Genomic DNA, 25,332 nt, shown 5'->3' with positions numbered 1-25,332 from the left:
ACATGCATCCAATCAAAGCCCCCAAAAAGCTCATCGAGGTCGCATTGCCGCTCGATGCCATCAACGAAGCCGCTGCGCGTGAAAAGTCTATCCGCCACGGTCATCCATCGACTCTGCACTTGTGGTGGGCGCGTCGCCCTCTTGCCGCCGCACGCGCAGTGATCTTTGCCCAGATGGTCAATGACCCGGGCTACCAACAGGGTGGCGGCTTCCGCTACGGCGTGAACAAAGAGAAGGCCGCGCTGGAGCGCGAGCGACTATTCAAGATCATTGAGGACCTCGTGCAGTGGGAGAACACCAACAACGAGGACGTTCTTGCGCGCGCCCGTGCCGAAATACTCCGCTCATGGCGCGAGACCTGCGAGCTCAATAAAAACCACCCGCAGGCGGCCGAGTTGTTCAACCCGGACAAGCCGCCTGGATTTCATGACCCGTTCGCCGGCGGTGGTGCAATTCCGCTCGAAGCCCAGCGCCTCGGTCTGGATAGCTTTGCATCTGACCTAAACCCAGTTGCGGTGACCATCAACAAGGCTATGATCGAAATTCCTCCACGGTTCGCGGGGAGGAAGCCAGTAGGTCCCGCTCTTGGAGATGCTCGACAGTCGAATCTGCATGAGGATTGGTCTCGAGCGCGCGGGCTCGCAGAGGATGTCCGACGCTATGGTGCGTGGGTGCGCAACGCTGTCGAAAAAAAGATTGGCCATCTCTATCCTAAGGTGAGAATCACCGCGGCCATGGTCAGTGATCGCCCCGAAATTCAGCACCTTGTCGGCCAGGAATTCACTGCAATTGCTTGGCTTTGGGCTAGAACAGTGAAAAGCCCAAACCCAGCATTCAGTTCCGTCGATGTTCCTTTGGTCCGATCATTTTGGGTCTCAGCCAAAGAAGGCAAAGAAGCCTGGGTTGATCCAGTCGTTGATCGTGAAAACGGCAGCTACTCATTTGTGGTCCGTACATCTGGCTCCCCGAAGATCGAGCAAACAGTTGGCCGCAAAGGTGCGATGTGCATCATGTCGGACACCCCCATTCCGTTGAGCTACATCCGCTCCGAGGCAAAAGCTGGGCGACTGGGGCAAAAACTCTTTGCCGTCGTCGTTGAGGGCCCGCGAGGTCGGCTCTACCTTTCTCCGAGCGACGAAATATCGGAGATCGCGGAGCAGGCAGAACCTGCTGAGCCGATCCCTTCCGCGGCTATCGACCACTGGGCAGGGTGCACAAACTGTGTGGTTTATGGCCTGGAAAACTTCGAGCAGCTATTCTCGAAACGACAGCTAGCTGCACTGACCTACTTCTCTGACGCAGTCATATCGGTCCGCGAGAAGGTTTTCAAGGATGCTCTTGCTCACGGAATGCATAACGATGAAAGGCCTCTTGGTGAAGGCGGGTCGGGCGCGCGAGCTTATTCAGAAGCTATTTCTGTGTTGCTGGCTTTCGTCGTGGACAAATGTGCCGACTACTGGTCGACGATGTGCACTTGGCACAATACAGGAGAGAAAATAGGACACACTTTCGGGCGTCAAGCGATTCCAATGAGTTGGGATTACGCCGAAACAAACGTCTTTTCCGACTCTTCCGGCAATTGGTTGGGGATGGTTCAGTGGGTGGCAAAGGTTATCGAGGCGTTGCCAGCAGTAGGAAATGGCACCGCTGTCCAACATGATGCAGCGACCCCATTCAACAAAGCAACGTTACCAGTTGTCTCTACCGATCCACCCTACTACGACAACGTTCCTTACTCCAACATTTCTGACTATTTTTACATTTGGCTGCGCCGCTGCATTCGGGACATTTACCCGAACTTGTTTGCGACGATCACTGTGCCAAAGATGCCAGAGCTGGTTGCCAACCAGTTTCGCCACGGAGGTAAGGAAAAGGCCTTTGCATTTTTCATGAATGGAATGCAGGCGGCCATTTCGCAGCTTCGCAAATCCGCTCATCCAGCCTTCCCGGTGACCATCTACTATGCTTTCAAGGCATCGGAAACCGAAGACGGCGAAGGAACGTCCAGCAGCGGGTGGGAGACCTTTCTTCAAGCAGTAATTGACTCGGGTTTCTCGATTACCGGCACATGGCCCATGCGCACCGAGATGAGCGCGCGGCGCATGGCTGTCGGCAACAACGCCCTCGCTTCCAGCGTAGTACTGGTGTGCAAGGGGAAGGAGGCTGAGGCGCCGACCGTCTCGCGCCGAGAGTTCATCCGCGAGCTCAATGCCAACCTTCCAGATGCGTTGGCTGAAATGACGCGAGGCGGAGTCAACTCACCTGTCGCGCCTGTCGACCTGTCGCAGGCAATCATCGGTCCAGGCATGGCCATATTCAGCCAATACGCGGCGGTGTTGGAAGCAGACGGCACACCGATGCGGGTAAAGACCGCCTTGCAACTGATCAATCGGTTCCTGGCCGAGGATGACTTCGACCACGATACGCAGTTCTGCCTGCATTGGTTTGAGCAGCAGGGTTGGGCTACAGGTAAGTTTGGTGAGGCGGATGTTCTGGCCCGCGCCAAAGGCACCAGTGTGGCCGGCCTTCAGGCCACCGGGGTGGTGGAATCCGGCAAGGGTGACTTGCGGCTACTTCGTTGGGCTGAATTGCCGCGCGATTGGTCGCCAGAGACTGACTTGCGGCTGCCAGTGTGGGAGGCGCTGCACCATCTGATTCGCGCACTGAACCAGGAGGGTGAGTCGGCAGCTGGGGCCTTGCTGGCCCGTATGCCAGCGCGAGCCGAACCCATCCGCGCTTTGGCCTACCGCCTCTACACGCTGTGTGAACGCAAGGGCTGGGTCGACGACGCGCGTGCCTATAACGAGCTTGTCAACGCGTGGAGTGCCATCGAACAGGCCGCCGGTGAGGCGGGTGTAGTCGGCTCGCAGACACAACTGGATATCTGAGCGGGGAATAACAATGACACTGAAACCCTGGCGTGAAATCGCCGTCCCTCACGAAGACGTGCTCAAAGGCACGTTCCAACAAGCCGAGTTCGCGGCCGACCTGTCGCGGGTGCACGCCGGTACTGCAACTGGCGAGTACCAAAACCCGGCACTGTTCTTCCAGCGCACCTTCATCACCGAAGGCATGCGCCTGCTGCTCGACTCCGTGGTCAAGCGATTGTCTGGCAAGGGTGGTGATCCGGTCATTCAACTGCAAACCGCTTTCGGCGGCGGTAAGACGCACACCATGCTGGCGGTCTACCACCTCGCCAAGGGCGAGGCCCTGGCAAGTGATCTGCCCGGCATACCGGCCATTCTGGACTCTGCTGGCGTGACGGAGCTGCCACGTGCGCGGATTGCTGTGCTGGATGGCATCAAGTCATCGCCGAACCAACCGGTGGTTCGCGACGGGCATGCGATCCGCACCCTATGGGGCGATCTGGCGTGGCAGTTGGGCAAGGCCGAAGGCTATGCCCTGGTGGCCGATGCCGATGCTTCGGGCACGTCACCGGGCAAGGCGGTGCTGGAAACGCTGCTCAGCCGTTACGCGCCCTGTGTGATCCTGATTGACGAGTTGGTGGCCTATGTACGCCAGTTCGAAGATGGCAAGACGCTAACCGGCGGCAGCTTCGATTCCAACCTGAGCTTTGTGCAGGCGCTGACCGAGGCCCTCAAGGCAGTGCCGACCGCAGTGCTGTTGGCCTCGTTGCCAGAGTCGGACAAGGAGGCAGGCAGCCAACGTGGCGTGAAGGCACTGGCTGCGCTGTCGCACTACTTCGGCCGCATTCAGGCCTTGTGGAAGCCGGTGGGCACCGAGGAGGCGTTTGAGATTGTGCGCCGTCGCCTGTTCACCAGCATCAACGACAAACTGGCAGCGGAATCGGTGTGCCGCGCATTCGCCGACTACTACACGGCGAACGGAGAGGACTTCCCGCGAGAGACGCAGGAGAGTCGCTACTTCGAGCGGCTGATGCACGCCTACCCGATCCACCCGGAAGTGTTCGACCGCCTGTATGAGGACTGGTCGTCGCTCGACAACTTCCAGCGCACCCGTGGCGTGCTGAAGTTGATGGCTAAGGTCATCCACCGATTGTGGAAAGACAACGACAAAGATCCGCTAATCATGCCTGGGAGCTTTCCGCTGGCGGATGCCGACACCCGCAACGAGGTGATCTACTACCTGCCGCAAGGCTGGGACCCGGTGGTGGAGCGTGACGTGGACGGCGAACGCGCCGAGACCACCGAGATTGAGAACCGCGACACACGGCTTGGCAGCGTGCAAGCTTGCCGCCGCTCGGCCCGCGCGATCTTCCTGGGCAGCGCGCCAAGCACGGCAAACCAGATGGTGCGCGGCATCGAGCTGGAGCGGGTGACCTTGGGTGTCGCGCAGCCCGGCCAGCAAGTCGGCATCTACAAGGATGCGCTGCGTCGTCTTGGCGACCGCCTGCACTACCTGAACAGCGGCAACAATCGATTTTGGTTCGATACTCGCCCGAATCTGCGCCGGGAGATGGAGGAGCGCAAGCGCCGTTTCCAGGACAAGGAGGACGTGTTCCCCGCTATCCGTGACCGCGTGCAGAAGACCTTTGCCAGCGGCGTGTTCGGGGGCATCCACATCTTCACGACCAGCGGCGATGTGCCAGATGACTGGCAGTTGCGTCTCGTGGTGCTGCCCCCCGATGCAGCTTTCAGCCGCAGTGGCCAGAGCCTCGCCATAGAGCGGGCCACCGAGATTCTGAAAACCCGTGGCGACCAACCACGCTTCAAGCAGAACCGGCTGATCTTCCTGGCCGCCGACTACGACAGCGTGAGCCGACTGAAGGATCAGGTGCGCTCGACCCTGGCATGGCAGTCCATCGTGGGCGACATCAAGGAGATGAAGCTCAACCTCGACCAGTTCCAGTCGCGGCAGGCCAGCAAAAGCCTGGAGGACGCCAATGAGGCGCTACGCCGGATGATCCGCGAGACCTACAAATGGATCGTCGCACCGATGCAGGAAGCCCGCCCTGGCAAGGGTCTATCCGAAATCCAGTGGGAGCACTTTCAGGTCAACCCGGGCGCGCAGAACCTGTCTCAGGAAATAGAGCGCGTGCTGAAGGAGAACGAGCTCCTGATCACCGAGTGGGCTCCGATCCATCTAGCCACGGTGCTGAAGAACTGGTTCTGGAAGGATGACATCAAGGACACAAGCGCGCTCAATGTGTGGCAGCAAAGCTGCCAGCAGCTTTACCTACCTCGCCTGAAAGACGACACAGCCTTCCAGCAGACGATGGGCGCAGGTGCAGAGAGCCGCGACTTCTTCGGCTTCGCGCAAGGCAAAGAGGGTGGTCGCTATGTCGGCTTCACCTTCGGCAAACGAACGTCCTTGTTCCTCGACTCATCCCTGCTGCTGATCGAGCCGGTCACCGCCGCCGGGTATGCCGAGGCACAACGAGCCGCTGAAGAGGCCGCGCGTCCCAAGCCTACAGACACAGCAACAGCTACCGCTGGTAACGGCACACCCCCGCCAAGGGTCGAGGACTCAGCCAAATCGACCTACGCTGGAGGCGGTAACTCAGCCCCGCAACCGGTCAAGAAGCAGTTCTACGGCAGCATCGAGCTCGATGCCATTCAGGCCAAGAAGCAGTTCGCCGATCTGGTCGATGAAGTGGTTCAGCAGTTCACCATCCGTCCAGGAGTAAAGGTCAGGATCGCCATAGAAATTCAGGCCGACTCGGCCACGGGCTTCGATGACGGGCTGCAACGTGCGGTCAAGGAGAACTGCAACGTGCTGCGGTTCAAGAACGCTGAATTTGAAGAATAAAGGGGGGCTGGAAAATGGCGGGATACGGCTACGAAGTTGATTTCCTACCGGTCGGTAACGGCGACAAGAGTGGTGATGCCATTGTTCTTCGATACGGAGAGCCTGGCAGCTACAAGGTGATGGTCGTTGATGGTGGGACGAAAGAGTCCGGGCAGAAGATCGTCGATCACATCAAGGAACACTACGGGACGACGCATGTCGACTACCTGGTGAACACGCACCCCGATGCGGATCATGCATCCGGGCTAGAAGTCGTGCTTGAGCAACTCACTGTCGGTGAGGTCTGGGTGCATCGGCCGTGGGAATATGCTGAAGAAATCCGGCATTGGTTTAAGGACGGAAGGATCACCGATGAGAGTCTGGCCAGTCGCCTGAAAGATCTGCTTTCACACGCCTACCGGCTTGAAGAACTCGCCGATGAAAAAGGAATTCCGATATTTGAGCCGTATGCCGGTGCCAAGATTGGCGATTTCTATGTGCTGTCGCCTGATCAAGATTGGTACTTGGAACTCGTCCCGCAATTCAACAAAACGCCTGAAGCCCGTAGTGTCAGCATGGCCGAGGCGGTGAAGAGTTTTGGACTCAGAGTGCTCGAGAAAATGGCCTCTTGGGTCGATGAGCATTGGCATATCGAGACGCTCTCCGAAGATGGCGAAACGTCGTGCGAAAACGAAAGCAGCGTGATTCTGTACGCGAACCTTGATGGGCGCGGCGTGTTGCTGACTGGTGATGCGGGCATTCAGGCGTTGGGTCGAGCATGCGACTACGCAGAGGCACTTGACCTTGACCTAGTTTCAAGTCGCTTCATTCAGGTGCCCCACCACGGTAGCCGAAACAATGTCTCCCCAAGTGTTCTGGATCGCTTTGTCGGCCTGAAAAACACACAGGGCACGGCAGCGACAAAGACAGCGTTTGTTTCTGCGTCAAAGGACTCGGAAGTGCATCCACGAAAAGTTGTGACAAATGCATTTCTGCGCCGTGGCGCTGACGTTCATCAAACGAAGGGGCAATCGAAGCGACATTCACACAACATGCCGAATCGTGAAGGTTGGACGGCATCAACTCCTGTGCCATTCCATGCCCAAGTTGAGGGAGACTGAATCAGATGATCGGCAGCATTCTTGATCCTTATGACCGCAAGGCTCGCCTTTACCCGGCGTTGTTGGTCATGCTTGTGCCGATAATCGCGGCCACCTTAGTGGCCCCAGTGTTTTCAAGCCAACTGGCAGGTCTGGCATCTCTGGCGATAGCGCTGGGCGGGCTGATGCTCCTCAGCTCGTTGGGCCGCGAATGGGGGAAACGCAAAGAGCCGAAATTATTCGAGAGTTGGGGTGGCACACCAACAACGCTTATGTTGATGCGAGCAACAAGTCCATTGGATCAGCTGACCCTAGACAGATACCGAAAGGTTCTTGAAGGGAAAGTGCCGGGTCTTCAGTTTCCTGATTCGACAAGCGAGGCATCTGATCCGGCAAAAGTCGCAGCAATTTGCGAGTCTGCGGTGAAGTGGTTGCGCGAGGCGACACGAGACACGAAGAAGTTCGCATTGGTCTTTGCCGAAAATACCAATTATGGGTTTCGCAGAAATCTGTTGGGCGTGAAGCCGCTGGCCCTCGGCATGTGCGTTCTTACACTTGCCGCGACGGCTCTACATGCTTGGCTGTTGACGGCTGGAAATCTGTCTGCTGTCACCTCACAGTCATGGAGTGCAGCAGTGGTGGCATGCATCGGCCTTGTGGTTTGGGGGGCAGTAGTCAACGCAGATTTCGTCAAAACGACGGCCTTTGCCTATTCAACTGCACTTCTGGCTACATGTGACTCACCAGCGTTTGCGCTTGAACAGAAGAAGTCACGCAAAACATCTGCAACGGACAAGGGTTGATCAGAGTGGCAACGGTTCATTTTCTCAACGTGGGAGAAGGTGACTGCATTGTGATTCAGCACAACAGTGGCCGAACCAGCATGATTGATATCTCATGTGGGAATATGACCGAGATACAGGAGTCGACTAACCGCTTCATAAAATCAGCAGGCTTGGCAGGTTCAAATGTGAGCGGTAACTTCAATATGAAGGCTTATCCTACCAAGCCGCAAAACTACCTAGCAGCATTGGGGATCAAGTCGATCTGGCGTTTCATTCTGACCCATCCGGACATGGATCACTTGGATGGTTTCGATGCATTGCTTGACGAGATTGAGGTCAACAATTTCTGGCATTCTGGTGCCAGCAAGGCCAAGCCGAGTTTCTCCGGGTACAACGGCTACCAGGAAGAAGACTGGGATCGATATGCGAATGTGCGTGATGACAAGGAGCCGGGAATTACAACCCTCAAAGTTCTCGCGGGCAAGGTTTTCAAGTATGCAAACGAGGACGATAACGGGGGTGGTGGCGATGGTTTAAAGATTATTGCGCCTACTCAGAGTTTGGTCACTGACGCTAACGAGAGTGAGGATTTCAACGATTGCTCATACGTGATCCTCTATCGCACAGGTGGTTTCAAGATCATATTTTCAGGTGATTCCCATGATGCGACTTGGGATCACATACTGGAAAACCACGCTGCCGATGTCGCGGACTGCGATATTCTGATTGCTCCGCATCACGGGCGGGATTCGGGCCGATCTTGGGATTTCCTGGACATATTGAAGCCACGACTGACTCTCTTTGGCGTGGCCAGTTCTGAGCATTTGGCATATGACGCTTGGAATCGGCGAGGCCTCGATAAGATCACGAACAATCAGGCTGGGAACATTGTGCTTGATATCAACGGTAATCAAATGGACGTGTACGTTGAGAACGACGCGTATGCCGAATCCCGGAATTCTGGAAATACCACGCGAAACGCACTGGGTTACCGCACACTTGGCTACTTGAGTGCTAATTGATCACCCGTTCGAATAGCAATGCTGACTCTGCTTCCCGTCTGATTATCAATCCTGGCAGCATTTTCCCTCCGCCGTAGACCCATCTGCGCAGCTCCGTTGCTGCGGCAGTCCAGTCCCGCTGATTGATGCGCCGCCTAAGGGTCGATGTCTGAAGCCGCCCCGCGCCGAGGTTGAACGTGAAGTCCACGATGGCGGCGAGCCTGCTCCCGGGTTCGGTGGCCAGCACCGGGCAGTAGCGCAGCGTGGCGGCGAGTGCCGATTGGAGGTCGCGCGCGAGATAGACCTCGGCTTCCGTCTCCGTGATAGGTGGGTGATCTGGTTTGCACAGATGGCCGTAGCCAATCGTCCAGAAGCCTGCGGGACAAACGTAGGGGACGGCGGTGATCTCGATTTCGCGCTTCACCTTGCGCTCGAATCCCTCAAAGCGCTTGGCCAGCTCGATAGCCGCTTTTGGCACCTCAATCACGGCCGCACCCGGTCAAACACGCGCCCGAGGAACCAGAAGTTCAGCACCCCGGCCCATAGCGCCTGATCGGCTTCCGTCCAAGCGTGCAGGATGGCCGTTCCCCAGCCCGCGCCAGCAGTGACAGCCGCCGCGAATGCGGCGGTCTTGGCGGCGCAGTACAGCGCCATGAACCAGTAGGTGATGACGGGGCGCACGCTGCAAGACAAGGCATCGGCCCAGCGCACGCCGGTTTTCTCGCCCTGACTGCGAACGGCTTCGCGCAGGGTTTCGATGGCTCCGACGTTCCACGCGGCGTCGGCACCTGCTCCGATTTCCGACATACGTTGCGCACCGCGAATCTTCTCGAACTCCAGCGCCTTGTCCTGCATCGCCAGTTCGTGTCCACGCTCGCCTTTACGGTCGAGCCATTTGGGGATTTCAGGTGCGAGACGGAAGGCCCCTCCGAGGAGACCACCGAGCAAGGTCTCGATCATTGCGGGCCTCCCATCAGTTTCAACTTGATGGCGGCACCGACCAGTAGCGCGGCCAGGATGCCGGTGGTGATGACCTTGACGGTGGTCTGCCAGGCCGTGCGTCGGGCATCACGCCAGGCTTCCAGCAGGTCGCGTAGTTCGCGGATGTCGCGTGCGGCGTGGCCGTTTTCCAGGCCAAGGTGGGTCAGGACACGCTCGGCTCCGCGTTCAGCGGCGCGGTCCAGCAGTTCGTCGAAGTCCTCGCGGCGCAAGAGGAGCATGTTCTCGACGAGCGCAGGCTGTTGTTGTTTGGGTTCGGTCATAGCAGTCTCCAGAAATACGAAACCCGCCTCGTGGGCGGGTTTCTGGTGGGTACGAAGATGGAAAATCAGATGGCGATGCCTGCGCTCCAGCCGGTGGACTTGTAGGCCGAGAGCTTGGCCTCGTCCTCGATGTAGCAAAGCCAGCCGATCTTGGGCGAGTGGTACTCCCAGGCATCGGCAATGCGCGCCGCGATCTGGTTGGTTTTGCCTGCCCACACGCCCGTGGCAGCGGCAGGAATGAGGTAGCGGTCGCCATTGGCGGGGCTGGCCGGTGGCGTGGTCAGGTCGCGGTCTTTCACGGACAGGCCGACCACCGCGCCGAGGCGCTTGAGGTTGGCGTCCATGCCGGTGTCCCAGCCGCTTTCGCCGAGCGTCCAGCCGTAGTTGAGTCCAAGGTTCGGGTCGGTCGATGACATGGTCTATCTCCAGAGATTCGATGCTTGGCGAATACGCCGGACAGCTTCCGGATCGCCGGTTCGGTGGCTTTGCTGCGGGTGTTGTCGCCAATGACGCCCAACGATGGGCAGGTACAGCACGCCGCCGCGCTTGGCTACGAGCAGGGTCAGCAGCCAGTCGGCGAAGTTGTTGAGGTCGGTGGTTTCCTTGAGCACGGCTTCGACGACGGAGCGTCGCATCACGATCAGGCCGTGCAAGGTGACGCGCACGCCGGCGTAGTTGGCCTCCTTGCGGATCTCCGCCGCTTGAACGGTGTCCGGTCGAAACGTAACACCGTCGTCAGTCTCCATCGCGCAGACGTCCTTGAAGACGGCCTCTAGGTGCGGCAACTCGGCCGAACCAAAACCCAGAAAGTCCGCATCCCGCGTCGGCCGGTGCGGGATGTCGAACCACAAGTCGAACAGCAGCGCGCCTTTCAGCAGGAACTGGTCAGCATGGGGCGAGATGCTGAGTCGCTACAGCAGCCGCTCAAGGGCGTAGCGGGTCAAGACCAGATTGAAGTCTTGTCGGGTCTCGCGGGCACGGGTGAGCAGACGAGCCCGCACCGAAGCGGCCGTGTTGCGCTGGTTCATGACAGGCTTTCCATGTAGGGGCGCATCACATTGGCCACTCGGCACAGCGTGGCATAGCGCCAGAGTTCGTCCATGCTCACGCGCTTGGCTCGCCAGGCTTCCTGCAGGGCTTCCATCGCGACATCGAGGCCGATCTTGTTGCGGAACTTGAAGCAGTCGGCCACGGTGCGGGCGACGTTGGTCATGCGCACGGTCACGCCATCGATCTGGTGCTCTTCAATCCCATCGGTCAGCGCAGCGCCGGAGAAGCGCACGATGCGCAGCGGCGGATAGTCCATCTTCGGCGCACGCGCCTTGTTGGGAATGGCGAGCCAGACCTCGAATGGCGACTGCGTGGTGAGGTCGTGCACCCGCAGTGCTGACAGCAGGCAGACGATGGCTTGCGGGTGTTTGCGGGCCACCTCGGCCAGCGTGCCATGCTCGGATACGCTGCGATCGGGACGGGCATACAGACCGCGACCCACTCGGACGAGCAGGCCCCGCCGAACCAGCCGCGTGAGGGCGACACTGGGCAGACCCAGCGCGTCGAGATCTCGCGGGCGTATGAGGCCGCGCTGGGCGGCGAGATCGAGAATGGTCTGGTGCGAAGTTTCCATGCCACCATGATGTTGCATTACGTCGGTAGTTGTCAATATATACCGACAAAACACAACCAATGTGGTTTCCTCTGCTCCCCGATGCTGCAATCCAACCGCTTGATTCGTCCGCGCGTAACTCTTTGATCTGTATGGCGCTGACTTATGGCCTTTGCGGACTTCGGGCCGGTTTCAGGGAGCGAGGTGGGAGCGAGGAATGGCCAGGAGAGAGTGGAATGTGGCCCGGAACGGGCTGAAAGGCTGACCGGCGAAGTCCGCAGGCTTCCGCAGGAACCCCCAAGAACACGCGGAAACCGGCGCGATCAGGCAAGAAAAAACCCCAACCGAGAACGGTTGGGGTTTCAATATTGGTGGAGACGGCGTCCGCCAAAAATAAATCCAATATTTTCCATATTGTTCTATATTTTCTTTATAAATCATGTATTTATGAATTTTTCTTTCCAATGAATTCCAATTTATGCTGTGAGAATCCAGCGGAAAATGGCATACTGGATGGCATACTAATTTTCTCGAGCTATCTCAATCATGGCAATCCTGACAGATGCTAAAGCACGAAATCTAAAGCCGGATTCCGCTGCATTGCCGCACGGCGGCGTTACTGGACTTGCATTACATCCGTCAAATTCAAAGGGATGCGGTAAGTGGGTTTTAAGATTTGTCAGTCCGGTTACAGGAAAGCGTCGTAATGCAGGGCTTGGTGGGTATCCTGAGGTAGGAATCGCACAGGCCGCAAAAGCTGCTCTGCAGATGCGCGAGCAAATTGGTCAAGGAATTGATCCTTTAGAAGAAAAAGCAAAGGTAAATCTGGCTCCATCAATTCCGACGTTTCAGATAGCCGCAGAAATTTTGCATGCAGAGTTACTCCCTGGCTGGAAAAATGCAAATCATAAGCAGCAATGGATGAAATCGCTGGAACGAAATGCTTTGCCTGTCATCGGTAATTTCCCTCTCGATCAAATTCAACCAAGACATATTGCAGACACATTAAGGCCGATTTGGCTAGAAAAGGCAGAAACTGCCAGTCGCTTAAAGCAGCGTATGCACGCGGTTATGGCATGGGGATGGGCGCACGGATTTTGTAGCTCGAATCCTGTAGATGTCGTTCATTTGTTGTTGCCACAGCAGCCTGGAAAATCGGTGAGGGTTCAGCACCAGCCAGCCATGCCGTGGCAATACATTCCGGAATTTGTCAGGACAGAGTTAAATTCACGTGAACGTTATGATGTTACACGTCCTATGTTGGAGTTTTTGATTCTTACAGCAGCTCGTTCTGGTGAGGTACGTGGGATGAAATGGGAAGAGGTGGATTTTGATTCGGCGATTTGGACTGTACCTGCAGAACGCATGAAGGCGCATCTTCAGCACAGAATACCCTTATCGGAACGAGCTATAGTGATTCTCAAAAAACAGCTTGGAAGGCATGAACAATTAATATTTCCTTCACCTCGTGATCAGAAAGTACCATCGGATATGATGTTGACAATTTTTTTGCGAAGAGTAAAAGCCAAAAGCGATACTTTGGGTCGTCATGCTACTGCACATGGCTTTCGTTCAAGTTTCAGAGATTGGTGTAGTGAACACGGCTATTCGCGTGATCTTGCGGAGCGTGCATTGGCACACACCGTTCAAAATAAAGTTGAGGCAGCCTACCACCGTACTGACCTTTTGGAGCAACGCCGGCCACTGATGGAAGCATGGTCAAAATTTGTTCACGGAATTTAATTGTTATGTTTTAATCAAGTTTTCATGAGTCACTACTAAAGTCTGCATTTTCCACAGAGTTCAATATCTTTAAGCTCTACGCCTTGCTAAATTGGAAAGCCGTGCAAAAATGCGCGGCTTTTTTTGTGCAGTAATGAGAAAGAAACGAAATTCGTTGACAGTATTATTTTGTTGGAATATCGTGCAGTATCGCTGATGAAACTACATTGACATGCAACTTAAATATCTTGCCGAAATTTCTGCGGGACATCCTTTTCGGGGGAAAATTCCTGAATCCCCTGGTTCCGGGGTGGTTGCCGTGCAAATGAAGGATGCCTCCGTACTCGTCGGGGTCAATTGGGCTGAGTGTATTGAAACTGAACCTACCGGCCGTCGGGATGATTGTCTGCAAGTGGGCGATATTCTGGTCGCAGCCCGTGGTAATCACAATTACGCGGTGCTGATCGATAACACGCTCGCCAAAACTGGTAAGCAAGCTATTGCCGCACCACAATTTTTTATCGTGCGTTCAACATCCTCGCAGCTATTACCGGACTATTTGTGCTGGTATCTCAACCAGCCGCCCAGTCAGCGCTATTTTGAGCTCAATGCCGAAGGTACGTATACCAAAGCGATTAAGCGCAATGCGTTGGAAGAGATACCCATAGCAGTACCCGATTTAGCCAGACAACAGGCTATCGCTGGCATCGCGAATACTTTGCGTCAAGAGCAGCGCGTGCTGGAACAACTGCGTCGCAACGGTGAGCAAATGCTGGCGGCCATTGCGAATCAGCTTGCTGCAGATCAGCACACTGCACTAAGTAACACAATTTAATATCGTTAAAATTTCGCTATCCAAGGAAGCACCATGACAGACCAGATCAATCAGGACGACATCAATAAAGCCCTGTGGGCGGCCTGCGACACCTTTCGCGGCACCATCAGCGCCGACACCTACAAAGACTTCGTGCTCACCATGCTGTTCCTCAAATACATCAGCGATGTATGGCAGGACCATTACGACAGCTATCAAGCCGAATATGGTGATGAACCTGAGTTGATCGAAGAAATGCTGAAAAACGAGCGTTTTGTGCTGCCCAAAGAAGCTAGTTTCTACAAGCTGTACGAGCGTCGTCACGAGCCCGGCAACGGCGAGCGCATCGATCAGGCACTGCACGCGATTGAAGAAGCCAACGGTACCAAACTCAAGGATGCTGGCAAAAGCGTCTTTCAGGACATCAGCTTCAACACCGACAAGCTGGGCGAAGAAAAGCAGAAAAACACTATCCTGCGCCACCTACTGGAAGATTTTGCCAAGCCTGAACTCAACCTTAAGCCTAGTCGCGTCGGGGCACTCGATATCATCGGCAACGGCTATGAATTTTTGATCAAAAACTTCGCCGCCAGCGGAGGTCAGAAAGCCGGCGAATTTTATACGCCGCCTGAAGTCTCCGAACTGATTGCCGAGCTGCTCGACCCGCAACCGGGCGACACCATTTGCGATCCCGCCTGCGGCTCAGCCTCGCTATTGATGAAGTGTGGTCGCAAAGTCGTTAGCAATTACGGCAGCAAAAACTACGCGCTGTACGGGCAGGAAGCCATCGGCTCGACCTGGTCTCTGGCCAAGATGAATATGTTTCTGCATGGCGAAGACAACCACAAAATCGAATGGGGCGACACCATCCGCAACCCCAAGCTGCTGGATAAAAATGGCGAGCTGATGCTGTTCGACATCGTTACCGCCAACCCGCCGTTTAGCCTTGAAAAATGGGGGCATGACGAAGCAGAAAACGATAAATACAGCCGATTCCGCCGTGGCATTCCGCCCAAAACCAAGGGCGACTACGCCTTTATCCTGCACATGATCGAAACACTGAAACCCGGTAGCGGCCGCATGGGCGTGGTGGTGCCGCATGGTGTGCTGTTCCGTGGCAGCAGCGAAGGTGCGATTCGTCAAAAGTTGATCGAAGAAAACCTGCTCGACGCCGTCATCGGCCTGCCAGAAAAACTGTTCTACGGCACCGGAATTCCGGCTGCGATCCTGATTTTCAGCAAGCAGAAATCGGACACCAACGTGCTATTCATCGACGCCAGCCGCGATTGCAAAGCCGGTAAGAACCAGAACGTGCTAACCGATGACAACATCGCCAAAATCGTCACCACCTACCGTGAAGGCCAGAGCATTGAGAAATACGCTTATGTGGCGAGCTTTAACGAGATCAAAGACAACGACTTCAATCTGAACATACCGCGTTATGTCGATACCTTTGAAGAAGAGGCAGAAATTGACCTGCTGGCGGTACGTGCCGAGCGCGAACAGCTGAAAGCACAATTGAATGCGCTGGAAACTGAGATGGCGAAGTATTTGTTCGAATTGGGATACGATGCAAATTCAAGTGCTGACACCTCGAATCAATTGGAGCCAGATGCAGTAGGTGCCGGAGGTTGTGAATGAAACAGCCAATGGGATGGACTCTTAAAAGCCTCGAAGACTTGGCAACATTCTCACAAGGCATCCAGATTGATGTTGATAAGCAATTCAATACAGATAATGAAGGTTATGTGCGTTTTCTTCGCATAAGCGATTTCGTCAACAAAGAGGAAATTCCTCGATACATAGAGAATCCAGGTAATAAATTTTTAGTATCCAATGATGACCTTAGTATGATTCGTTATGGGAGCGCAGGTGCAGGCGACCTTGTCAGAGGTCTAACTGGTGCGATTGCTAATAATTTATTTAGAGTAATACCCAACGAGAAAGAGGTTTCGAAAGATTTTCTCTGGGTGTATCTTCGTCAAGAAAAAATTAAACATTTCCTGTTCGGTAATTCGACTTCCTCAACTATGCCAGCGGTTTCGTTTAAACTTGTTGGCAAGGTGCCCGTTCAGCTCCCGCCGCTAACAGAGCAAAAGAAAATCGCCCAAATCCTCTCGACTTGGGATCAGGCCATCGCCACCACCGAGCGCCTTCTCGACCTCGCCCGCCAGCAGAAAAAAGCCCTGATGCAACAACTGCTCACCGGCAAAAGACGCTTTCCGGGGTTTGATGGGGAGTGGAAAACGTATGAGCTAAGCAATTTATTTGACTTCAAAAAAGGCAAAGGTTTGTCTAAGGATGCTTTGTGTGAAGACGGTAGTAAATGTGTTCTTTATGGAGAGCTTTACACAAAATATGGCGAGGTAATTTCCAGTGTCGTGAGCAGAACACAAGCAAATGATGGTCTGCCATCCAAAACGGGTGATATTCTAATTCCGTCTTCGACGACGACAAGTGGAATTGATTTGGCAAACGCCACCGCGATTTTGGAAGACGATGTTTTACTAGGAGGGGATATCAATGTCCTGCGCCCTAAGAAAAAAATGAACGCCGAGTTCATGGCCCATTTACTCACACATATTAAAAAATACGACATTGCATCAAGAGCTCAAGGCATTACGATTATTCACCTGTATGGCAGTGATTTAAAAACGATCAGTGTGCGTCTTCCTGACGAAATTGAAGAGCAAAATCTAATTGCCTCGGTTTTGCTGAACAGTCAAAACGAAATTGATAACTTAATCTCCCAGCTCGACGGCCTGAAGCAAGAGAAAAAGGCCCTGATGCAAGCCTTGCTCACCGGCAAGCGCCGCGTGCAAGTGGCTGAGGCGGAGGCCGCATGAACGACCGCAGGATAAGTGTTCAAATCATAGACATTGCTGGCTACGTTGCTCGCTTCGATAGTTACCAAGCCTTTCGTGGATTTATTGAGGCCGAAACCACTTTTTGGGAAGCTGCTCAAAAAAGGCTAGGCGATCGCGCCATCAATCAAGCCTATGTGAATATCGGCCCAACATTGAGGCACTTTCTCAATCAAGTGGATGCTAATTTGCCTTCATGGAGTGGGCTTGAAGAAGCCGCTTTCACAGCGCAATTGAATTGGGCGATTCAAAATTACTTCCCCAGCACTCAGAGCGCTTGGCTATGGAGTGGTCAGCCCTATGTCGCTGCGTATTTAGATTGCTTTGCCGAATATGGAGCTTTAGCAGCACAAGCATTTATTGACTATTTGGCACGAAATTCGACGACCAACATTGGCTACGCTGATTCATTTAAGGGCTATATGTTCGGGTATGAGTTCCAGCATCAGGGCTCCGAAATCCTGCAACGTAGTAAAAGCGAAGCGGACTCGCTGGAACGGCTACGCACGCAGTATGTAGACGCTCGCAATGAGTTGTTCGGCGAAACGGATGCGGTACGAGAAGACATCCGTAACTGGGATCTGCAGCATAGAATACAAAGCAATCGCCGATTTCTCGCCCAAAAACGTTTAAACAAGGCCATCGTTCGCAAAAATGATGAGCACTTTACCAATAGCCTAGCCCAAATGGATGAAAAACTGATGGGGTGGCAGAAACGGGTAGGCGAATTAGAGGCGATGTACCAAGAGAAGCTGCGTTTGGAAAAGCCAGCCGAATATTGGGCTAAGGCTGCGAAACGCTATGGAATACAAGGCGCCTTGTGGGCGCTGGCGATAGTGGCTGCGATTCTTCTTGGCTTGGTGTACTTCCACGAATTTTTTGTGACATGGTTACAGGGCAAGCAACTACCCTTGCAGCTCAATAGCCTGCAAGGTGTGGTGCTATTCGGCTCGATTGCGGCTGTATACGCCTTCCTGCTTAAAACCCTATCTCGCCTCGTCTTCAGCGCGTTCCATCTGATGCGTGATGCAGAAGAGCGAGAGCAGTTGACCTATCTATATCTGGCCCTTTCTAACGAATCAGCTGTGGATGAAAAATCACGCGAAATCGTGCTGCAAGCACTATTCAGCCGCTCGGAAACAGGCCTGCTCGCCAATGAAAGCGGCCCAACGATGCCGGGGATTGATTTGGCTAAGGCAGCGGTTGGTAAGGGTTGAGTTTTGTGTATGTGCGTATTTCAAGTCTTGCTATGTGCTTTACGCGAAATTAGGCTGTGGATGATTAATCAGAGGAGTAATGATGTCTGTATCGACGATGTTCCAAGATTTTTTAAGCAATATCCAAATCGACAATGCTGATGACATCAGCTATCGATATGCCGAAATTACTGCCAGCCTGAATCAAAAATTTCGAGACACTGACTCTAAAACGGCGAATAGTCTGCAAGTCGGCTCGTATGGTCGATACACCGGGATCAAGGGTATTTCTGATCTGGACATGCTCTACATCATGCCAAAAAGTGAGTGGGACACTTACAACGTAGCGGGTGGTCAAACTAAGCTGCTGAATGCCACAAGGGATGCGATTAAAGCTCGTTACCCTAAAACCGATATTCGTGTTGATCGTTTGGTCGTTACTGTGACCTATACCAATTTCCATGTTGAAGTTCAGCCAGTATTTGAAGAATTTGATGCCAACGACCAGAGTTACTTCAAATACCCAGATACCTACAATGGCGGTAGCTGGAGAATTACAAAGCCAAGGCAAGAAATTGCAGCAATGAAGGAATTCGTAGATCAAAAAAATAAAAATCTACGCAAGCTGTGCAAGATGGCTAGGGCTTGGAAAAACGAGCATGGCGTTGGAATGGGGGGGCTTTTAATTGATACACTGGCCTACAACTTTTTAAAATCGACCGACTATTACGATGATAAAAGCTATACCTATTACGACAGGCTAAGCCGCGACTTCTTCAAATACCTAATGGATCAGCCAAACCAAGATCATTACCAAGCCTTGGGTAGTGGTCAAGATGTCAAAGTGAAAAAACGGTTTCAGAAACAGGCAAAAAAAGCATACGAAGCATGCTTGGCTGCAATAGAAGCCGACGGTACGGACGCCGAATACGCAAAATGGAAAAAGGTTTATGGCAAACCATTCCCTGCTAAACCCGCAGTTGCCACTGAGAAAGCTAGCACAAGGTCATGGAACGATACTGAAGAGTTTATTGAAGATCAGCATCCGATCGATGTTCGATACGATGTAGACCTTGATTGTGATGTTTCTCAGGATGGATTTATGGTGCGCTCACTGCGTCATCTACTCTCCATAAATGCACCTCTTTTGATAAATAAGCAATTAAAATTCAAGGCCACTCCGAAAGACATTGATGGCTCATACTTTATTAAGTGGAAGATTCTTAATCGAGGCGCGGAAGCTGAAAGACGAAATTGCATCCGAGGACAAATAATTCTTGATGATGGCAAATTTCAACGAATTGAGAAGACTGATTTCAGAGGAGATCACATTGTTGAATGCTATGTTATTAAAAACAATGTGGTCATTGCCAGAAACCGAATTGAAGTCCCAATTGAGTGAAAATCATGAATAAAGACGATTTACTAAAACATATTGCACAAACGGCCTACAACGTGGGGTTTGGTGCAAAAAAGAATTTTGCCACGTATGACATTGTTGCCAAAATGCCTGGTTTGATTAGTTTTATCTCACTGGCGTTTGGTGTTTATGCTTTGGTATTTGAGGCGCTGAATGCAAAGTTTTTCTCGGCGTCATTCATTATTTTGGGTATCGTTGGGATGTACATTACCTTCTACGATGCAAAGAAGGGTGAATATGCCAAAACGGGGGTTGAACTAACAAAATTATTTAATAAATTGAAAATCTTGTCTGGCAAGGTTAAGGCTGAACAAGGCGCACTCGATCCTTATATTGCAGAGCTCGAACAGCTAGAAAACGAATATAACAACCTAAGTATGCATCACCAAATTATGTTTAGTAATTGGTACGCGCATTATAAATTTTTTTGGGAGCATCAGATTGATTGGGTTGATGAGCAATTGAAATTTAGATTTTTCAGAGACAAAATCCCCCTGTCACTCATGCTCTGCGCACTTTTGATCATTTTGACCATTGTTGCTATCGCTAACGAAACCAATCTCCTGCACGCAATTTGTGCGAAAGGTTGAGTTCCCCGATTTCAACTAGAACAGTTGTTCGGCTTAACCGAACAACTGAACATCAACAATTTTCGAGCTACTGATATGCACGACATGGAATTTACCCCCGAAGAACTCTTGCAGCAGTTACGTGAGCTGGATGAGCACCCGCGTATCGAGGCCAAACTGGGGCGTGATGCGGGTGATTCAGTGATGCAGACGGTGTGCGCTTTTGCCAATGAGCCGGGTCTGGGCGGTGGCTTTCTGATGCTGGGCGTGGCCGAGCCGGATGACGCACATGCTGAATTCTGGGTGGCTGGAGTGACCGATAGCGATAAGTTGCTGGGGGATTTGCAGCATCATTGCCGCGATCAGTTCGAGCAGCCAATTCCGGTCCGGGGCGAGGCCGTATTGCTGGAAGGCCAACGGGTACTGATTGTGTTTGTGCCAGAGCTGATCCCAGCTGCCAAGCCATGCGTTTTTAAAGGCAAGTACGATAGCAAGAACAAACGCAAATCCGGCATCTGGCGGCGTGGACTGAATGGCGATTACGAGTGCAGCCAGCAGGAGCTGGAGCCGATTCTGCTGGCCAAAGCCGGCACTAGCTTCGAGCAGGTGGTACCCGCTGAGGCCGAGTGGGAAGATCTCGACCCAGCTGCCATTGCGTTGTATCGCGCTTTACGTCAAAAAGTTCGGCCCCATGCCGAGGAGTTGCAGGCCAGTGACGAGGAAATGCTACATGCTTTGAATCTGGTCAAACGGCAAAATGGGCAGTTATTGCCTAATGTAGCGGGTTTACTGCTGCTGGGTAAACCACTGGCTTTGCGCCGCTTGCTGCCCGCTATTCGTGTGGACTATGTGCGCATTGTTGGTACGCAATGGGTGGAAGATCCGGAGCAACGCTTTGCCACTACGCTGGATATTCGAGAGCCTCTGCTGCGGCTGATCCCGAAACTGGAAGCAGCCATTCTGGACGATATGCCAAGGCATTTTCGCTTGCGGGAAGGGGATACCCAGCGCAGCGATGAGCCATTGCTACCGCAGAAGGTCATCCGAGAGGCGATTGTAAATGCGGTGATGCATCGCGATTATCAGGTGAACCAGCCCATTCTGGTGGTGCGCTACAGTAACCGGTTGGAAATCCGCAACGCGGGCTATTCGCTCAAACCCAATGCATTACTCGGTGAAATGGGCTCGATTCAGCGCAACCCCTGCATTGCTTCAGTTCTGTATGACCTGGACTTCGCAGAAACTAAAGGGTCTGGCATCCGCACGATGCGACGCTTGCTAGAGAATGCTGGATTGACTGCCCCCGTTTTTGCCAGCAGCAGCCAGAGCAATCTGTTTACTGCAACGTATCTGCTGCATCAATTGATGGATACCGAGCAATTGCAGTGGTTGCAACAATTTAGCTACTTTGGGTTAAATGATGACGAAGCCAAGGCGCTGATTCTGGCGCGAGAAACAGGCGCAGTCGATAACGCCAGCCTGCGTGCCATTACGGGGCTCGATACGCTGTCGGCCAGCCAGGTGCTGCGTAAATTACATCATCAACGTGAGCTCCTGGTGCAGGGTGGGGCCAGCTCGGCCACCTACTACCAATTGCGCAATTTGCCGGAATTGCCGCTGTTTGATGGCGTGGATACGAGTGACCTCACTCCAAATACGAGTGACCTCGACTCAAATACGAGTGACCTTAGGGGCGATGCGAGTGACCTCCCCCCAGAACTGCTCGCAGCGATGGCTACTCTTGGCACAAAGCCACGTCGTGAAAAGCTGTGGCCAGTCATTATCTGGTTGTGTGCCATTCGATCGCATACCGCGGAAGAGCTGGCCGCCCGGCTTGGCAATCGGCAGGTAACAGCTCTCAAAAGCCAGCATTTGAGCTTGCTGCGCGAGCAAGAAAAATTGCTGCAGTACAGTTACCCCGAAGTGGTTAATCATCCGCAGCAAGCCTATGCCACTACCGCTGCTGGCCGCGCCTGGCTGGCCGAGCAGGGAATTACTGTATATGAATAACACGCCCAAATTCCAGGAAGAATATAGCGCCAAAATCCCCGCGCTGACGCTACTCACCAACCTTGGCTGGACATTCCTGCCGCCCGAGGTGGCCTTAGCCAAACGCGGTGGCAAGCAGGATGAGGTGGTGCTGCGCGATGAGCTGCGGCAGGTTTTGCAAACGCGGCGCTTTCGCTTCGAGGGACGTGAACAGGCTTTATCGGATAAAGCAGTCGATAAGCTAATCGCGGAAGTATGTAGCCCAGCATTAAATGAAGGCCTCGCGCTGGCAAATGAAAAGCTCTACAACCACATGCTGTACGGCATTTCGGTGACCGAGTTTGTCGATGGTAAAAAGGCCAACCCGACCATTGCGCTAATCGATTGGGAAACGCCAGAGAATAACAGCTTCCTGTTTACCGAGGAGTACAGCGTAACGCGCACGGGCGGCATTGATAGCCGCCGCCCCGATATCGTGTGCTTTTTGAATGGCATTCCGCTGGTGGTAATCGAGGCCAAGCGCCCCGATGGTAATGCCAAAAAAGGCCCGACCATTGCCGAGGGAATTTCGCAATCACTGCGCAATCAGCGCCACGATGAAATACCACGCCTGTTTGCCTATGCCCAGCTGATTTTATCCATCAACGGCAGCGATGGCCGCTATGGCACTTGCGGCACGCCGGAGAAGTTTTTCGCAGCATGGCGCGAAGAGGATATCTCTGATGCTGAGATGCTTGCGATCAAAAATATGACGCTGAGCCAGCTACAGACCGATACCCTGTTTAATCATCGCCCAGCCAGGGATTTGGCCTGGTTTCAATCGCTGCTGGCTGGTGGTGAGCTGGCGGTAACAGGGCAGGATAAATTGCTGATCAGCTTGCTGAAACCTTCCCGTCTGATAGACTTGGTGCGCTACTTCACACTGTACGATAAAAAGGTCGGCAAGATCGTCGCTCGCTATCAGCAGGTGTTTGGCATCAAGCGGCTGATCGCCCGCATCAATACTCGCCGCGCCGATGGTGGGCGCGAAGGCGGTGTGATCTGGCATACTACGGGCTCAGGAAAATCGTTCACGATGGTGTTCCTGAGCAAGGCGCTGATCCTGCACGATTCGCTCAAGCAATGCCGCATTGTGGTGGTAACCGACCGCGTGGATCTGGAAAGCCAGCTCTCCAAAACCTTTGCTTCTGGTGGCGAGTTGTCGAGCAAGAAAGACAAAGAAGCCGCGCTGGCTACCTCGGGCAAGCGCCTAGCAGAACAGATTAGTACCGGCACCGAGCGGATTATTTTTTCGCTGATTCACAAATTCAATACCGCAACCAAGCTGCCGGAATGTGTGAATACCAGCCCTGACATCATTGTGCTGATTGATGAAGGCCACCGCAGCCAGGGTGGCGAAAGCAATATCCGTATGAAACAGGCAATGCCCAATGCTGCTTTCGTGGCCTTTACCGGCACGCCGCTACTGAAAGACGATAAAACCACCAGCAAATTCGGCCCGATTGTGCATGCCTACACCATGCAGCGTGCGGTGGAAGACGAAGCCGTTACCCCGCTACTGTACGAAGAGCGCATCCCGGATCTGGATATTAATGACAGAGCGATTGATGCAGGCTTCACGCGTATTACTACCAGCCTGACGGATGAGCAGAAGGCTGACCTGAAACGAAAATATGCCAAACGCGGTGAGTTGTACCGCGCCGATGATCGCATTCAGCTGATTGCCCGCGATATTGCAGAGCATTTTGATAAAAACATCAGCGCGGGTTTAAAAGGGCAGCTCGCTTGCGATAGCAAGGCTTCGGCCATTAAGTATAAAAAGTATCTGGATGAGGCCGGTTTATTTGAATCTGCCGTGGTGATCAGTGCCCCGGACACCCGCGAAGGTAATTCTGAGGTGGATGAAGCGTCGATTCCGGAGGTGACACAATGGTGGAAACAGAATGTAGGTTCTCAGGATGAGCAGGTTTATACAAAACAGGTAATCGAGCGCTTCGATAAGGATGAGTCGCTGAAATTGCTGATTGTGGTGGATAAATTGCTGACCGGATTTGATGAACCGAAAAACACCGTGCTGTACATCGACAAGCCGCTGAAAGAACACAATCTGATTCAGGCAATTGCCCGCGTTAACCGACTGCATCCGCTGAAAAAGTTCGGCCTGCTGATCGACTATCGCGGCATTCTGGCCGAGCTGGATACCACCATTGCCAAGTATCAGGACTTGGCCTCGCGCACTCAAGGCGGCTACGACATCAACGATATCGCTGGCATGTATAACCCGATGAGCACCCAGTACAAGCGCCTGCCGCGCTTGTACAAGCAGCTCTGGGCGATTTTTGAGGGTGTCAAAAATAAGAACGACATAGAACAACTGCGCCAAGTACTCATCCCGAAAACCGTAGAACGTCATGGCGAGCTAATCGACGTGAACCAAAAAGTGCGCGATGACTTCTACGAAGCGTTGACGGAATTTTCTAGCTGCCTGAAGGTTGCACTGCAGTCTGCGACCTTCTTTGAGGACACCAGTTTTAGCGACGCTGATCGTCAGCATTACAAAGAAACCGTGAAGCAATTTTCCAGCCTGCGCCAGTTGGTGAAGCAGGATTCAGGCAAAACTATTAACTACGACGACTATGCGGCGCAGGTGAAAAAACTGCTCGATAAGCACGTCGTAGGTGTGGAAGTGCGCGAGCCGGTCGGCATCTATGAAGTCGGTAAAATGGGCAGTCAACCCAAACCGGAGGACTGGTCAGAAGATAAAACCCGCAATGAAACCGATATCATCAAAACCCGCGTGGCAAGGATGATTGAGCAGGATTTGCGCGATGATCCGTATGCGCAGGAAGCGTTTTCTAAATTGCTGCGCGATGCAATTGCCGAGGCGGAAAAGCTGTTTGATCATCCGTTAAAGCAATACCTGCTGTTTCATGAGTTTGAGCAGAAAGTGACCCGGCGTCAGCTGGATCACATGCCGGACGCTTTCGCCGGTAATCGCCATGCACAGGCCTATTTCGGCCTTTTCACAAAAACGCTGCCAAGGGTGTTTGAGCTGGACGATGCGCAGGTGCAAGATAAATGGGTGGCACTGGCGTTTAAAATTGATCAGCTGGTTGAGCAGACTGTCGGAGAACATTCCATCAATCCGCAGAATATCGAAGCGAATATTCGCAAACAATTGCTGCCCTTGTTATTCAGTGAGTGTAAGGCGATTGGTGCGGGTATGGATCAGGCCAAAGTGCTGGTGGAATGGGTGGTGCAAATTACTCGCGTCGGTTTGAATGCGTCCGGAGTATGA

Annotated in this window: 20 protein-coding genes; 14 read left to right on the top strand and 6 right to left on the bottom strand. The window is 53.4% G+C overall.

Annotated features, from left to right (window positions below):
- Positions 1 to 2: 2 nt before the first annotated feature.
- The 5 genes from ACPAOP_RS03250 to ACPAOP_RS03230 all read left to right on the top strand — a co-directional run bounded on the left by ACPAOP_RS03250 (position 3) and on the right by ACPAOP_RS03230 (position 8,616).
- Positions 3 to 2,888 (top strand): DUF1156 domain-containing protein, encoded by a 2,886-nt coding sequence (locus ACPAOP_RS03250; protein WP_423709316.1) that lies wholly within the window; start codon positions 3 to 5, stop codon positions 2,886 to 2,888.
- A 13-nt stretch (positions 2,889 to 2,901) separates the two neighbouring features.
- Positions 2,902 to 5,730 carry an ATP-binding protein gene (locus ACPAOP_RS03245; protein WP_423709315.1) on the top strand — a complete coding sequence of 943 codons (2,829 nt, stop codon included), beginning with the start codon at positions 2,902 to 2,904 and terminating at the stop codon, positions 5,728 to 5,730.
- Positions 5,731 to 5,744: 14 nt separating this feature from the next.
- Complete coding sequence (locus tag ACPAOP_RS03240) at positions 5,745 to 6,830, top strand: ComEC/Rec2 family competence protein (protein ID WP_423709314.1); 1,086 nt, start codon at positions 5,745 to 5,747, stop codon at positions 6,828 to 6,830.
- Positions 6,831 to 6,835: 5 nt separating this feature from the next.
- Positions 6,836 to 7,612, top strand: a complete 777-nt coding sequence (locus ACPAOP_RS03235; protein ID WP_423709313.1) for a hypothetical protein — start codon at positions 6,836 to 6,838, stop codon at positions 7,610 to 7,612.
- Between the two features lie 104 nt (positions 7,613 to 7,716).
- Positions 7,717 to 8,616, top strand: coding sequence for a ComEC/Rec2 family competence protein (locus ACPAOP_RS03230; RefSeq protein ID WP_423709312.1), 900 nt, complete (start codon positions 7,717 to 7,719; stop codon positions 8,614 to 8,616).
- Here the strand turns inward: ACPAOP_RS03230 and ACPAOP_RS03225 are convergent.
- From ACPAOP_RS03225 to ACPAOP_RS03200, 6 genes are all read right to left on the bottom strand, one after another.
- The gene (locus ACPAOP_RS03225) at positions 8,609 to 9,082 is read right to left on the bottom strand and encodes a lysozyme (RefSeq protein WP_423709311.1); all 474 of its coding nucleotides are present in this window, start codon (positions 9,080 to 9,082) and stop codon (positions 8,609 to 8,611) included. The genes ACPAOP_RS03230 and ACPAOP_RS03225 overlap by 8 nt on opposite strands.
- A complete protein-coding gene (locus ACPAOP_RS03220) occupies positions 9,079 to 9,555 on the bottom strand; it encodes a hypothetical protein (RefSeq protein WP_423709310.1) in 477 nt (158 codons plus the stop codon). Before ACPAOP_RS03220 ends, ACPAOP_RS03225 begins: the two co-directional genes overlap by 4 nt.
- On the bottom strand, positions 9,552 to 9,857 hold the full coding sequence (locus tag ACPAOP_RS03215; RefSeq protein WP_423709309.1) for a DUF6127 family protein: 306 nt from the start codon (positions 9,855 to 9,857) through the stop codon (positions 9,552 to 9,554). The genes ACPAOP_RS03220 and ACPAOP_RS03215 overlap by 4 nt, the downstream gene beginning before the upstream one ends.
- Positions 9,858 to 9,922: 65 nt before the next feature.
- Positions 9,923 to 10,273, bottom strand: coding sequence for a DUF2793 domain-containing protein (locus tag ACPAOP_RS03210; RefSeq protein ID WP_423709308.1), 351 nt, complete (start codon positions 10,271 to 10,273; stop codon positions 9,923 to 9,925).
- A 3-nt stretch (positions 10,274 to 10,276) separates the two neighbouring features.
- The gene (locus tag ACPAOP_RS03205) at positions 10,277 to 10,759 is read right to left on the bottom strand and encodes a nucleotidyl transferase AbiEii/AbiGii toxin family protein (RefSeq protein WP_423709972.1); all 483 of its coding nucleotides are present in this window, start codon (positions 10,757 to 10,759) and stop codon (positions 10,277 to 10,279) included.
- A 122-nt stretch (positions 10,760 to 10,881) separates the two neighbouring features.
- Positions 10,882 to 11,481: a type IV toxin-antitoxin system AbiEi family antitoxin domain-containing protein gene (locus ACPAOP_RS03200; RefSeq protein WP_423709307.1), complete on the bottom strand. Its 600-nt coding sequence runs from the start codon at positions 11,479 to 11,481 to the stop codon at positions 10,882 to 10,884.
- Between the two features lie 525 nt (positions 11,482 to 12,006).
- On the opposite strand from ACPAOP_RS03200, the gene ACPAOP_RS03195 reads away from it, so the two are divergent.
- The 9 genes from ACPAOP_RS03195 (at position 12,007) to ACPAOP_RS03155 (ending at position 25,332) form a co-directional block, all read left to right on the top strand.
- A complete protein-coding gene (locus ACPAOP_RS03195; protein WP_423709306.1) occupies positions 12,007 to 13,203 on the top strand; it encodes a tyrosine-type recombinase/integrase in 1,197 nt (398 codons plus the stop codon).
- Between the two features lie 211 nt (positions 13,204 to 13,414).
- The gene (locus tag ACPAOP_RS03190; protein ID WP_423709305.1) at positions 13,415 to 14,017 is read left to right on the top strand and encodes a restriction endonuclease subunit S; all 603 of its coding nucleotides are present in this window, start codon (positions 13,415 to 13,417) and stop codon (positions 14,015 to 14,017) included.
- 33 nt (positions 14,018 to 14,050) lie between these two features.
- Complete coding sequence (locus ACPAOP_RS03185) at positions 14,051 to 15,637, top strand: type I restriction-modification system subunit M (RefSeq protein ID WP_423709304.1); 1,587 nt, start codon at positions 14,051 to 14,053, stop codon at positions 15,635 to 15,637.
- The gene (locus ACPAOP_RS03180) at positions 15,634 to 16,842 is read left to right on the top strand and encodes a restriction endonuclease subunit S (RefSeq protein ID WP_423709303.1); all 1,209 of its coding nucleotides are present in this window, start codon (positions 15,634 to 15,636) and stop codon (positions 16,840 to 16,842) included. The genes ACPAOP_RS03185 and ACPAOP_RS03180 overlap by 4 nt, the downstream gene beginning before the upstream one ends.
- The gene (locus tag ACPAOP_RS03175; RefSeq protein WP_423709302.1) at positions 16,839 to 18,077 is read left to right on the top strand and encodes a DUF6161 domain-containing protein; all 1,239 of its coding nucleotides are present in this window, start codon (positions 16,839 to 16,841) and stop codon (positions 18,075 to 18,077) included. Before ACPAOP_RS03180 ends, ACPAOP_RS03175 begins: the two co-directional genes overlap by 4 nt.
- Positions 18,078 to 18,159: 82 nt before the next feature.
- On the top strand, positions 18,160 to 19,458 hold the full coding sequence (locus ACPAOP_RS03170) for an SMODS domain-containing nucleotidyltransferase (protein ID WP_423709301.1): 1,299 nt from the start codon (positions 18,160 to 18,162) through the stop codon (positions 19,456 to 19,458).
- A 5-nt stretch (positions 19,459 to 19,463) separates the two neighbouring features.
- Positions 19,464 to 20,066: an SLATT domain-containing protein gene (locus ACPAOP_RS03165; protein ID WP_423709300.1), complete on the top strand. Its 603-nt coding sequence runs from the start codon at positions 19,464 to 19,466 to the stop codon at positions 20,064 to 20,066.
- Between the two features lie 75 nt (positions 20,067 to 20,141).
- Positions 20,142 to 22,055, top strand: coding sequence for an ATP-binding protein (locus tag ACPAOP_RS03160; RefSeq protein WP_423709299.1), 1,914 nt, complete (start codon positions 20,142 to 20,144; stop codon positions 22,053 to 22,055).
- Complete coding sequence (locus tag ACPAOP_RS03155) at positions 21,994 to 25,332, top strand: type I restriction endonuclease subunit R (RefSeq protein WP_423709298.1); 3,339 nt, start codon at positions 21,994 to 21,996, stop codon at positions 25,330 to 25,332. Before ACPAOP_RS03160 ends, ACPAOP_RS03155 begins: the two co-directional genes overlap by 62 nt.

This window comes from Undibacterium sp. WLX3042, from assembly GCF_049544825.1.
Lineage (GTDB): Bacteria > Pseudomonadota > Gammaproteobacteria > Burkholderiales > Burkholderiaceae_D > Undibacterium.
This window is presented reverse-complemented; position numbering and strand designations above follow the sequence as displayed.

What these genes read in the sequence shown, in the direction of transcription:
- ACPAOP_RS03245 (WP_423709315.1), top strand. Translation starts at nt 2,902, where the DNA reads ATGACACTGAAACCCTGGCGTGAAATCGCCGTCCCTCACGAAGACGTG.
- ACPAOP_RS03190 (WP_423709305.1), top strand. Translation starts at nt 13,415, where the DNA reads ATGCAACTTAAATATCTTGCCGAAATTTCTGCGGGACATCCTTTTCGG.
- ACPAOP_RS03200 (WP_423709307.1), bottom strand. Translation starts at nt 11,481, where the DNA reads ATGGAAACTTCGCACCAGACCATTCTCGATCTCGCCGCCCAGCGCGGC.
- ACPAOP_RS03220 (WP_423709310.1), bottom strand. Translation starts at nt 9,555, where the DNA reads ATGATCGAGACCTTGCTCGGTGGTCTCCTCGGAGGGGCCTTCCGTCTC.
- ACPAOP_RS03155 (WP_423709298.1), top strand. Translation starts at nt 21,994, where the DNA reads ATGCCACTACCGCTGCTGGCCGCGCCTGGCTGGCCGAGCAGGGAATTA.
- ACPAOP_RS03170 (WP_423709301.1), top strand. Translation starts at nt 18,160, where the DNA reads ATGTCTGTATCGACGATGTTCCAAGATTTTTTAAGCAATATCCAAATC.
- ACPAOP_RS03160 (WP_423709299.1), top strand. Translation starts at nt 20,142, where the DNA reads ATGCACGACATGGAATTTACCCCCGAAGAACTCTTGCAGCAGTTACGT.
- ACPAOP_RS03210 (WP_423709308.1), bottom strand. Translation starts at nt 10,273, where the DNA reads ATGTCATCGACCGACCCGAACCTTGGACTCAACTACGGCTGGACGCTC.
- ACPAOP_RS03195 (WP_423709306.1), top strand. Translation starts at nt 12,007, where the DNA reads ATGGCAATCCTGACAGATGCTAAAGCACGAAATCTAAAGCCGGATTCC.
- ACPAOP_RS03175 (WP_423709302.1), top strand. Translation starts at nt 16,839, where the DNA reads ATGAACGACCGCAGGATAAGTGTTCAAATCATAGACATTGCTGGCTAC.
- ACPAOP_RS03215 (WP_423709309.1), bottom strand. Translation starts at nt 9,857, where the DNA reads ATGACCGAACCCAAACAACAACAGCCTGCGCTCGTCGAGAACATGCTC.
- ACPAOP_RS03235 (WP_423709313.1), top strand. Translation starts at nt 6,836, where the DNA reads ATGATCGGCAGCATTCTTGATCCTTATGACCGCAAGGCTCGCCTTTAC.
- ACPAOP_RS03250 (WP_423709316.1), top strand. Translation starts at nt 3, where the DNA reads ATGCATCCAATCAAAGCCCCCAAAAAGCTCATCGAGGTCGCATTGCCG.
- ACPAOP_RS03165 (WP_423709300.1), top strand. Translation starts at nt 19,464, where the DNA reads ATGAATAAAGACGATTTACTAAAACATATTGCACAAACGGCCTACAAC.
- ACPAOP_RS03185 (WP_423709304.1), top strand. Translation starts at nt 14,051, where the DNA reads ATGACAGACCAGATCAATCAGGACGACATCAATAAAGCCCTGTGGGCG.
- ACPAOP_RS03240 (WP_423709314.1), top strand. Translation starts at nt 5,745, where the DNA reads ATGGCGGGATACGGCTACGAAGTTGATTTCCTACCGGTCGGTAACGGC.
- ACPAOP_RS03180 (WP_423709303.1), top strand. Translation starts at nt 15,634, where the DNA reads ATGAAACAGCCAATGGGATGGACTCTTAAAAGCCTCGAAGACTTGGCA.
- ACPAOP_RS03230 (WP_423709312.1), top strand. Translation starts at nt 7,717, where the DNA reads ATGACCGAGATACAGGAGTCGACTAACCGCTTCATAAAATCAGCAGGC.